The organism is Acidobacteriota bacterium (assembly GCA_029861955.1).
Lineage (GTDB): Bacteria > Acidobacteriota > Polarisedimenticolia > Polarisedimenticolales > Polarisedimenticolaceae > JAOTYK01.
This window is the reverse complement of the sequence record JAOTYK010000059.1, coordinates 1-9,772: the sequence shown is the minus strand read 5'-3', so window position 1 is coordinate 9,772 and position 9,772 is coordinate 1. Positions and strand designations below refer to the sequence as shown.

Annotated in this window: 10 protein-coding genes; 8 read left to right on the top strand and 2 right to left on the bottom strand. The window is 64.0% G+C overall.

Features of this window, described 5'->3' with window-relative positions; genetic code table 11:
• A partial coding sequence (locus OES25_16685) for a hypothetical protein (GenBank protein MDH3629276.1) occupies positions 1-1,689 on the top strand: 1,689 nt, incomplete at its 5' end.
• A 118-nt stretch (positions 1,690-1,807) separates the two neighbouring features.
• A complete protein-coding gene (locus tag OES25_16680; protein MDH3629275.1) occupies positions 1,808-3,037 on the top strand; it encodes an FAD-dependent monooxygenase in 1,230 nt (409 codons plus the stop codon).
• 2 nt (positions 3,038-3,039) lie between these two features.
• Here OES25_16680 and OES25_16675 read toward each other — a convergent pair whose 3' ends face one another.
• Positions 3,040-4,353 (bottom strand): alpha/beta fold hydrolase, encoded by a 1,314-nt coding sequence (locus OES25_16675; protein MDH3629274.1) that lies wholly within the window; start codon positions 4,351-4,353, stop codon positions 3,040-3,042.
• Positions 4,354-4,441: 88 nt separating this feature from the next.
• On the opposite strand from OES25_16675, the gene OES25_16670 reads away from it, so the two are divergent.
• From OES25_16670 to OES25_16660, 3 genes are all read left to right on the top strand, one after another.
• On the top strand, positions 4,442-5,011 hold the full coding sequence (locus tag OES25_16670; GenBank protein ID MDH3629273.1) for a PadR family transcriptional regulator: 570 nt from the start codon (positions 4,442-4,444) through the stop codon (positions 5,009-5,011).
• Positions 5,012-5,113: 102 nt separating this feature from the next.
• Positions 5,114-5,770, top strand: a complete 657-nt coding sequence (locus OES25_16665) for an exodeoxyribonuclease VII small subunit (GenBank protein MDH3629272.1) — start codon at positions 5,114-5,116, stop codon at positions 5,768-5,770.
• Positions 5,767-6,540, top strand: a complete 774-nt coding sequence (locus OES25_16660) for a hypothetical protein (GenBank protein MDH3629271.1) — start codon at positions 5,767-5,769, stop codon at positions 6,538-6,540. The genes OES25_16665 and OES25_16660 overlap by 4 nt, the downstream gene beginning before the upstream one ends.
• Here the strand turns inward: OES25_16660 and OES25_16655 are convergent.
• Positions 6,537-7,652: a glycoside hydrolase family 16 protein gene (locus tag OES25_16655; protein ID MDH3629270.1), complete on the bottom strand. Its 1,116-nt coding sequence runs from the start codon at positions 7,650-7,652 to the stop codon at positions 6,537-6,539. The two genes, OES25_16660 and OES25_16655, sit on opposite strands and share 4 nt — an antisense overlap.
• 150 nt (positions 7,653-7,802) lie before the next feature.
• Between OES25_16655 and OES25_16650 the strand changes: the two genes are divergently transcribed.
• From OES25_16650 to OES25_16640, 3 genes are all read left to right on the top strand, one after another.
• Positions 7,803-8,246 (top strand): nuclear transport factor 2 family protein, encoded by a 444-nt coding sequence (locus OES25_16650; protein ID MDH3629269.1) that lies wholly within the window; start codon positions 7,803-7,805, stop codon positions 8,244-8,246.
• Between the two features lie 67 nt (positions 8,247-8,313).
• Positions 8,314-8,802, top strand: a complete 489-nt coding sequence (locus tag OES25_16645) for a universal stress protein (protein MDH3629268.1) — start codon at positions 8,314-8,316, stop codon at positions 8,800-8,802.
• The coding region (locus tag OES25_16640; GenBank protein MDH3629267.1) for a Na/Pi cotransporter family protein at positions 8,799-9,772 on the top strand (974 nt) is incomplete at its 3' end. The genes OES25_16645 and OES25_16640, both read left to right, overlap by 4 nt.

The window sequence follows — 9,772 nt, the reverse complement described above, 5'->3', positions numbered from 1 at the left end:
TCGCAGAACAACGCGACATCGCCCCCCGACCTCCGCTTCGAGATCATGCTGCCGGAGGGCCAGAACTTCGGCGCCAACTACAACCGTGTCGTCGCCATCGCGCCGGACGGACGCACGATCGCCTTTCCGTCCCAGGGAATGATGCTACGTTCCCTGGACAGCACCGAGATTCGCTTGATCCCCGAGACCCAGTCGGCGCGCTCACCGGCGTTCTCGTCGGACAGCCGGCAGCTGGCGTTTTTCGACAGCGGTCACATCAAGCGCGCCTCGATCGACGGAAGCGGCGTGCCGGTCATCGTCGGCCCTCTCGACCAGCGGCCGATGGGCATGCACTGGGCCGACGACGGCTCCATCTATATCGGCCGCGCCAATCACGGGATCTGGCGGGTGCCGGCTTCCGGCGGTCAGCCCGAGCTGTTCGTCGAGCTGAAAGAGGGCGAGTTTGCCCACGGTCCGGAACTGTTGCCGGGCGGGGAGTGGGTGATGTTCTCCGTGGCCCGCGGCGTTCGCGCCTGGGTCGACGGGTCGATCGAGGCCCAGTCGCTGAAGACCAACGAGCGTCGTGTGCTGGTCCAGCGCGGGCGCGATGCCCGCTACATGAAAAGCGGTTTCCTGACTTACGTGCAGGACAACACGCTGTTCGCCGTTCCGTTCGACGCCGAGACGCTCACCACCACCGGTGCGAGCCAGGCGATGGAGACCAACGTGCACACCTCGGCGGAGGACGAGACCGGTGCCGCGGGGTACGACGTCTCGGACGACGGCATGCTGGCGTTCGCGAACCCTGCCGGGACCGGTGTACGCACCGTGGGGCTGGCGTTTCTGGACAAGAACCGCAGCGAGCAGCGGCTGCCGCTGGGGCCCCGTCGCCTCGCCGCCGCTCGGCTATCGCCTGACGAAAAGCGAGTCGCGCTGCAGGTCAACGACCTCGAGGGCACCCACATCTGGATCGGAGCGGTCGATCGCGAAGGCGTCCAGCGACTGACGACGACCGGTCGCAACACCTCTCCGGTCTGGTCCCACGACGGTCTTCATATCTACTTCGCGTCGGTGCGGGACGGCGTCAATGACATCTGGCGACGCCCCGCCGACCTGAGCGCGCCGGCCGAGAAGCTGCTGGCGACCGACGGCGCAGAGCTTCCCACCTCGGTGTCCGCAGACGGTCAGTGGCTCTACTTCTCACGGATGTCGCCGGGCAACTCGGACCTGGCGCGGGTCGCCCTCGTCGGCGAACCGAAGGTCGAGGTTCTCATCGATACCCGTGCAGACGAACTGGACGGGCGTGTCTCTGCCGACGGTCGCTTTTTCTGTTTTCAGTCCAACGAAACGGGACGCTGGGATATCCACGTGATGGAGATTGCAACCGGCCGCCGCTGGATGATCTCGGCCGTCGAGGGCTACCGACCGATCTGGTCGCGGGACGGCCGTCGCATCACCTACATGGCCGGCTCTGCCAGTGTCTACCGGGTCGAAGTCCAGACCGATCCGGACTTCGCGGCCGACGAGCCGATCCTGGCGTTCGACCTCGACGGAGGTCGCGGCGGGCAGGAGATGGACATCTCACGTGACGGCGAGCGGATTCTGGTGGCGCACAACGCGGCCGACGAGAATCAGACCGAGACGCGGCCGCGGGTCACGATCGTGATGAACTGGGCGGACAAGATCGCGGAGCGGGTGGCCGGGCGGTAGGTCTCGGTCTGCGCAGTCACGCCCAAAAACGATCCCCCCACTCCACAACCCCACGCGACTTCCCACCCCCACAGCGGTAAAATCACCATGACCGCCAAAGCGGTCCAGGAGGTGCGACGTGTTTGGAAAGCAACGCACCGATGTGCTGGTGATCGGTGCCGGGCCGGTCGGGTTAATCACAGCACTTCATCTCCGCCACCGGGGCCTCAAGGTGCAGGTCGTCGACAAGACCCGACGCACCCGCATTCACAGTTACGCCCTGGCGCTGCACCCGAGGTCGCTTCGTCTCCTCGATGAATTGGGTCTTGCCGACGAGCTGATCGAGCAAGGTCACAAGGTCGAGCGGGTCACGATGATGGAAGACCTCAAGACCCGTTTGTCGTTGTCGCTCGAAGATCTCCCGGGCTCGTTCCCCTTCGTCCTGGTCGTGCCCCAGCGGATTCTCGAGTCGACCCTCGTGGCCGAGCTGAGTCGGCGGGACGTCAAGGTCCGCTGGAGTCAACGGGTGCAGTCGCTGGACGATTCTCCCACGGGTGTAGACGCCGACCTGGCTCGGCTGATTCAGGTTCCCTCGGGTTATCCCATCGCGCGACTGGAATGGGTCGTCGGAAAACTGCTCAAGAGCCACTGCCGCTACGCGGTCGGCGCCGACGGTTATTACTCGTTCGCCCGTGACCAACTCGACGTCGAGTATCGCCACATCACCCCGCGGCAGACTTTCTCGGTCTTCGAATGTGAGAGTCCGATCAACCCGGGAAACGAGATGCGGATCTTCCGTCACAACGGGATGACCAACGTCTACTGGCCCATGAGCGGCGGTCGCTGCCGATTCAGTTTCCAGATCAACGACGAGGCAGAACACGAGCCCTTGCTCGAGCGGTTGAACGCGCTGATCAACGAACGGGCCAAGTGGTTCCCGAACATCGAGGCCGATATCCACTGGAGCGGCCTGATTCACTTCGACGGGAGGCTCGTCGAGAATTACGGCAAGGACCACATCTGGTTGGCCGGCGATGCCGCCCACCTGACCAACCCCATCGGTGTACAGAGCCTCAACGTCGGGCTTGCCGAGGGGTGGGAGCTGGCGCGCGTGATCGCCGCGCAGATTCAGGGCAACGACCCGACCGACACTCTGGAGCGCTACGGCGTGACTCGATTACGCGAGTGGGACAGATTGCTGGGTCGCGACGGGGGACCGCATGCCCGCGACGACGCAGACGACTGGGTCCGCAAGCACGCGAAGGAGATCGTGTCGCAGATTCCGGCCACGGGCGAGGACCTGACGCAGCTGCTGGATCAGGTCGGTTTGGAGTTCGGTTCGGCGGAGCGTGAGACGACGACGCACTGAACCTACAAACCGGCAAGCCGACGGGCGTGCTCGACTTCCGCTCGGAAATAGCCGGGCGCGTACCCGCTATAGATCCGCTCGCCGTCGCGCTCGTCGAAGATCAGCATGGTGTGATCGGCGTCGGGAAACAGGATCAGTTCGTAGGGTTTGCCCGACTCTCGAAGCCGTCGGAGCGTCGGAATCGTCAACTCGTTGGGCGCACTCTCGTCCGCCTCGCCGAGGAACCAGGCCATCGGAATCGTCAGATCGTCCAGGACCCTGGACGAGTCGTAGTACCAGGACAATCCGTTGGGCGCCTTGCGGCGACCGACCATCTTGACGAGCCAGCGCGGGTACTTGAGAAAGCCCGCGACCGGACTGCCGTGGAGTTGTTGGGTCCAGGGCGCGTTCTTGTGCTTCTTCTTCGCAGCCGCGAACTCGTCCCAACCCTCGCGGAAATCGGTCGCAACGACATGAACCGCGGCGACGGTCAACTCGTCAACGGCGGGCATGAACTCCTCGGCCACGCCGCGCTTGCGGACGAGGTTTCGTGTCTCGAGCCGCGCCTCTTCCACGGCCGACTCGATCATGCCGTAGCTGACAAGCACGAAGCGCACGTCCTCGGAAAGCGACGCGGCAAGGGGAGCCACCCATCCGCCCTGGCTGTAGCCGGCCAGGCCGATGCGTTCGGGGTCGATATCGGAGCGCGCCTTGAGGAACTGCACGGCTGCGACCGCGTCCCGGGCAAGCTGTTCGTAGTCGAACGTGTACGTCCCCTCGGATCGACCGGTTCCCCGCTTGTCGTAAACGAGTGCCGCGATGCCGTGGGCGGCGAAGAAGTCCCCGTTGTACAGGTACTCCGTACCCGCATCGCTGCCGGAGCCGTGCAGCAGCACGATCGCCGGATGCGGGCCCGGGCCGGCAGGAAGGTCGAGCCGCGCGGACAGTCGGGCTCCGTCGCTCTCGAAGCTAATCGACTCCTCTTCGCCGATCCTGGAGCCGCCGAGTACGGGCCCGTCCCGGTCTGTCCAGGACAGGTTGCGGACTCGACCGTCCGCGTTCATCTCGAAGTCCACGGTCAGGTTCACCGGTGATCTGGAACTGAAGCCGGCGCCGGAGACGTAGCGTGTTTCGGTCATACGGTAGAGCCGACCGCTCTCTCCGTTTTCGTAGAACCGGTACCGCAGGGCATCTTCGGTACTGCGGCGAATGCTGACGACGCGGCCGTCTTCGAGCCGGTAGGCGCCCATCGGTTTCACGGACGCGGCCGACTGCGCACAACCGCCCAGCGTGAGGATGAGCAAAACGCAGCAGGTTATCGGGTGACGTCGGATCACGTTCAGGCTCCCCGTTGACATTCAATAGTACGAATAGTACTGTATGTTCCTGCTGCAGTCAAGAAGAAGGCTGTACGAGGGGAGGCCAGTGTCACGACGCAGCGTTGCGGGCGGGGGAGATGACGGGCGGATCGCCACAGAGCTGGAAAACTGCGTCCTGGGGATCGTCGCCGAGCATCAGCCCTGCACGGCCTACCGCATTCGCCACAACCTGAAGATCTCTCTCTCCTCCTACTGGAGCGCCAGCGCGGGTGCGATCTACCCCCTGATGCAACGTCTCGAGGATCGCGGGTGGATCCGCGTCGACGAAGAGAAGTGGGGCTCGCGGACGCGTCGCAGTTACAGCCTGACGCGCGCCGGGCGTCATCAACTGCGTGCCTGGCTGTCGCCGCCCCTGGCGGACTGGGCAGCGGCCTTCACCTACGACCCGGTCCGGACGCGCATCTTCTTCCTCGGAAACCTCTCACCGAAACGGCGCCTCGCCTTCCTGGACGAGGCGATCGCACGGACCGAGACCACGCTGGGCGAGCACCGAGACGAAAAGAAGGCTCAGTCGGCCACACTGCAGGCATTCGATTCGATCGGGCGGGACGGCGCGATTGCGGAGCTCGAAGCCCGCGCTCGCTGGCTTCGCTCCGTGCGCAAGAAGCTCGATTGACCTGATTTCGATTCGGTCAGACTTTGGTGGACCCGCGTCGTGGTAAGGGTACAATCCCCCATACGACCGTCACCGACCCAACCAACCCGAGGACGACGACCGATGCCGAACCCAAACAACCGACCCCTCACCCTCATCACCCTACTGACAGCCATCGCCGCGCTCGCCGCAATCACCAGCCCAGCGTTCTCGCAGGAAGCCCCGGCAGACAAGGCCGTCCTCTACGTGGTTCGCGTGGACTCGACACCCCTCCTCGACACCGCACGCGTCTACGCCAACGAAGACGTCCTGCGCCCCTACCTGTACGGCAAGCAGTACGCTCGTCACGAACTGCGACCGGGGACTTACACCTTCATGGCCGGCGGCACCGGACTCGGGCTTCACCCGAAAAATGGCTGGCTTCACGGAGATCTCGAGGCGGGCAAGACCTACGGTCTGGTGATCGGCCTCAACAACAAGGTCCCCTACGGCGGCGGTGGTTGGCGGATCATGCCGCTCGACGAGTCGTTCAAGAACTACGACCGCGCGATGGAACTCGTCTCCGGAAAGCCGCCCAAGGAACTCGACGAGAAGAAACAGGAAAAAGCCGAGAAGCAGTATCAGAAGATGCGCGCATCGGATGAGAAACGACGCAGTAAGGGAAAGCCAACCTGGTACGAGTCCATGCTGGATTTCATCGAAAGGCGAGAGGCCAAGAATCCTGACTTCAGGCGAACACTGAAGCCGATGACCGAGATTCCGCTACCGCCTGGACAATGAGCACTCGACGGCGACACCTCGGTCCGTGCCTCCTCGGGATGCTGCTGACGGCGTTGACGCTGTCAGCCGGCGACGACGGGGGTACACCCCCGACTCCCACCGTGCGCTGCCAACTGCACGACATCGTCTTGCAGGACAACACGGTCAATTACGACGGCGTGTCCGCCTGTGACAGCGGACCGGCACGGATTCGGGCGACCTACTCGGCGGCCTGGAAATCACTCACGTCGAACGATTCCATCGAACTGGACGTGCACCTCGAACCCGGGCACACCTACGAGATCGACGCCGATGAGTTCGATGTCAGCTCACCCCAAGAAAAATCCCGAGCGTCAAGAGGGGAGTTCTCCTGGGGTCTGGCGGTCGTGGAAGATTCTAAGCGGCTGATCGCCTTCGTCTCGAATCGCTCCGACGTAACGGCGATCGTCGATTATCCTCGGCCTATAGTGTTCTTGACCGAGCTCAGGCGAGAAGACTCGACCGTCAGCGGCCTGTTGACCAAGCATCGAACGGCGTTCTATGCGGGCGTGACGCTGAAGGTTCGTTTCTGGTCCAGCGATGGCAAGCCACTGGACGATGCCCGAACGGTCCGAATCGATCGATTGATGTCCATGCAACCGATGCAATTCGACATCGAGTTCGAGATCCCCGGCACGATCCCCGACGACGTCGCCGCAACGACGCTCCAGGTGATCGACAGAGAAGTCCTGCTGAAACGGGAGTACAAGCGTCGGCTGGCGGAGCGCAAACGCCGCGGACCCAGTCCTTAGTCAGCCGACACGACCCGGTAGTAGGCGCCCGGCGCGCCGATCGGATCGAACACCGACATCACGCTGCCGTCGCCGACGACGGTCTGCAGCACGGTCCAGGTCGAATCGCTCAGATTCGTCTTGTAGACGATGTCGTAGCTGATACCGACGTCGGTCGCGAACTGCAGCTCGACGTCGTTGCCGGCACGATCGAGACTGAGCGGGCCACGGGGCCCCGTGCCGCCCAGGATCGTGTGACCGTTGTCGTAGATCCGGATCCAGTCGACCCGGTACTCGGCCGGGAACGGTGCGCTGATGTCGGCTTCGTCGTCGACGATCCCGGTGTAGTTGCCGCCGACGGCCATGTTCAGCAACAGGAAGTGCGGCGCGTGGAACTCCTCCCCGTCGAAGGATGACGGGTTCGAGATGCCGATGGTCCAGATCCAGATGCCGTCGATGTAGGTGGAGATGGCGCTGGGCGTCCACTCCATGCGGTAGATGTGGAACGTGTCGTTGAGGTCGCTGGGCGCCGTGTAGGACAGCCCGTAACCCGCGTAGCCATCACCGGACTCCCAGTGCGCCGTCGAGCCTACCCGGCGGTTGACCACGCCCTCGGCAATCGCGCCGGCGTTACCCATCTCGAAGATGTCGATCTCGCCGCAATCCGGCCAGCCGACGGTGGAGATGTTGTTGCCCAGCGTCCAGAACGCGGGCCACAACCCGTCGGCCAGGTCGGGCAGCTGGATCCGTGCCTCGACGGTGCCGTACTGGAACGTCATCCGGTTCTCCGTCTTGAGACGGGCGGAGGTGAAGGCGTAGCTAGGGCCGCCCCCGATCTGTTCTCTCTGTGCGGTGATGATCAACTGGCCGTTCTCGACGCGGACGTTGGCCGGGTCCCTGGTGTAGTCCTGGAACTCGGCGTTCCCCCAGCCGCAGATCCCCTCGGCGCAGCCGTCGCCGATGTCGAAGGACCAGACGGAGCAATCGAGGGTCGACGGCGAGTCGAATTCCTCGCTCCACAGCACGGTCTGGGACTGGGCCGAGCCCACGGCCGCGAATACGAACAGCAGGGCCACGAGGGACCGCAGGGGTCTCGGGATGGACGGCCGATCGGAAAAAGACAGCGCTGTCATAGTGGGTCTCAATCTACCGTTGGAACGATGCCGGTGCCAGCGATTCCGGCCAAGATGACGAAGAATCGGCCCCATCGGGGGTGGGACGGTCTCCCTCCAGCCAACCAGGGACACGGGTATACTCAGCCTTCAAACCCCGGGAGATACAAGATGAAGAAGACGATCGTCCTCAGCCTGTTCCTGCTGTTCTGCGCCGCCCCGCTCCTGGCCGACGGCCACGAAGAAGCCGCGATCAAGAAGCTGATCGAAGAGAGCTACGTCCACGGCGCCTTCAACGAACTGAACCCCGAAGCGATGCGCGCCGGCTTCCACCCGGACTTCGCCATCTACTCGGCGGACGGTGAAGCGATCAAGAAGTACCCGATCGTGACCTGGTCCGACGGCGTGGCCAAGCGCAAGGCCGCCGCCGACTTCGACCCGGCCGGCAACAAGTGGGAACACACCTTCGTCAGCGTCGATGTCACCGGTGGCAGCGCCGCGGTCAAGATCGAGTTATCAAACGACGGCAAGCTGAAGTACACCGACTACCTGTCGCTGCTGAAGTTCGACAGCGGCTGGAAGATCGTGGCCAAGGTCTACCACAGCCACAAGTAGTCGCCACCCGGACTCCACAATCCCCAAACCCCTTTGAGCTAAACTCACCGTTTGGGATCCAGACGCCATGACGACCAAGCCCCAACCCCCAGGCCCGATCCTCGTCCCGGTCGACTTCTCCCGGCACTCGGCCTCCGCCCTCGCCTGGGCCGCGGGACTCGCCGGGCGTCTCGACGCCACGCTCCGTGTCCTGCACGTCGTCCATGACCCCGAGTCCGAGCCCGGCTACTACTCACGGGTCAACGAAAAGGGCGAACTGCAGCTCATCGAGGATGCCGCCGCCGAGATGATGGCGGAGTTCCTGGCAACCGTCATCGCCGACAACCCGGACCTGCCCAGCCTGCAGTCCCTCGAAAAAACGCTCCTCGTCGGTATCCCGGTCACGAGGATCCTCGAAGAGGCCGCGCATTGTGACGCCTGCATGATCGTCATCGGCAGCCAGGGACGCACCGGGCTGTCCCACCTGTTGCTGGGCTCGAAGGCCGAGCGCGTCGCGCAGCTGTCGCCGATCCCGGTCACGATCGTCAAGGCGGACCGGAAAGACGACGACGAATGAACGGAGCGGAGAGTTTCGAGGTCTGGCCGCTGGTGATGGGTCTGTTCGGCGGGCTGGCGCTGTTCCTGTTTGGCATGGACATGATGTCGCAGGCGCTCAAGGCCGTCGCCGGCGAGCGGATGAAATCGATCCTGGCCACGCTCACGTCCAACCGCATCACCGGCGCGTTGACCGGTGCCTTCGTCACCGCGATCATCCAGTCCTCGTCGGTCACGACGGTGATGGTCGTCGGCTTCATCACCGCAGGGCTGATGTCGCTGTCGCAGTCGATCGGCATCATCATGGGTGCCAACATCGGCACCACGGTCACCGCACAGATCATCGCCTTCAAGGTGACCAAGTTCGCGCTGCTGCTGATCGCCGCCGGCTTCGGCATGACGCTGATCTCCCGTCTCGAAAAACTGCGCTTCCACGGCAAGGGGATCATGGGGCTGGGGCTGTTGTTCTTCGGCATGGGCGTGATGGGCGAGGCCATGCAGCCGCTGCGCGACTACGGGCCGTTCCTCGACTGGATGACGCACATGGACAACCCCGTCGTCGGCATCCTGGCCGGGGCGCTGTTCACCGCACTGGTCCAGTCCAGCTCCGCCACCACCGCCGTCGTGATCGTCAGCGCCGGGCAGGGGATCCTCTCGCTGCCGGCGGGGATCGCGTTGATCTTCGGCGCCAACGTCGGCACCTGCGTGACGGCGATCCTGGCCTCGATCGGCCGACCGCGGGAGGCGCTGCGTGCGTCGATCGTCCATGTGCTGTTCAATCTTGCCGGCGTCCTGCTGTGGCTGGGCTTCATCGATGAGTTGGCGCGGTGGGTGACCGCGATCTCGCCCGTATCGGAGGAGCTGATCGGGGTCGAGCGGCTGAGTGCCGAGACACCGCGTCAGATCGCCAACGCGCATACGATCTTCAACGTCGTCAACACCACGCTGTTCCTCGGCTTCTCCACCCAGTTCGCGCGGTTCGTCGAGTGGAT

Excerpts from the sequence above, each read along its gene's own strand:
- OES25_16655 (MDH3629270.1), bottom strand. The coding sequence starts at position 7,652 with ATGACAGCGCTGTCTTTTTCCGATCGGCCGTCCATCCCGAGACCCCTG.
- OES25_16645 (MDH3629268.1), top strand. The coding sequence starts at position 8,314 with ATGACGACCAAGCCCCAACCCCCAGGCCCGATCCTCGTCCCGGTCGAC.
- OES25_16650 (MDH3629269.1), top strand. The coding sequence starts at position 7,803 with ATGAAGAAGACGATCGTCCTCAGCCTGTTCCTGCTGTTCTGCGCCGCC.
- OES25_16665 (MDH3629272.1), top strand. The coding sequence starts at position 5,114 with ATGCCGAACCCAAACAACCGACCCCTCACCCTCATCACCCTACTGACA.
- OES25_16660 (MDH3629271.1), top strand. The coding sequence starts at position 5,767 with ATGAGCACTCGACGGCGACACCTCGGTCCGTGCCTCCTCGGGATGCTG.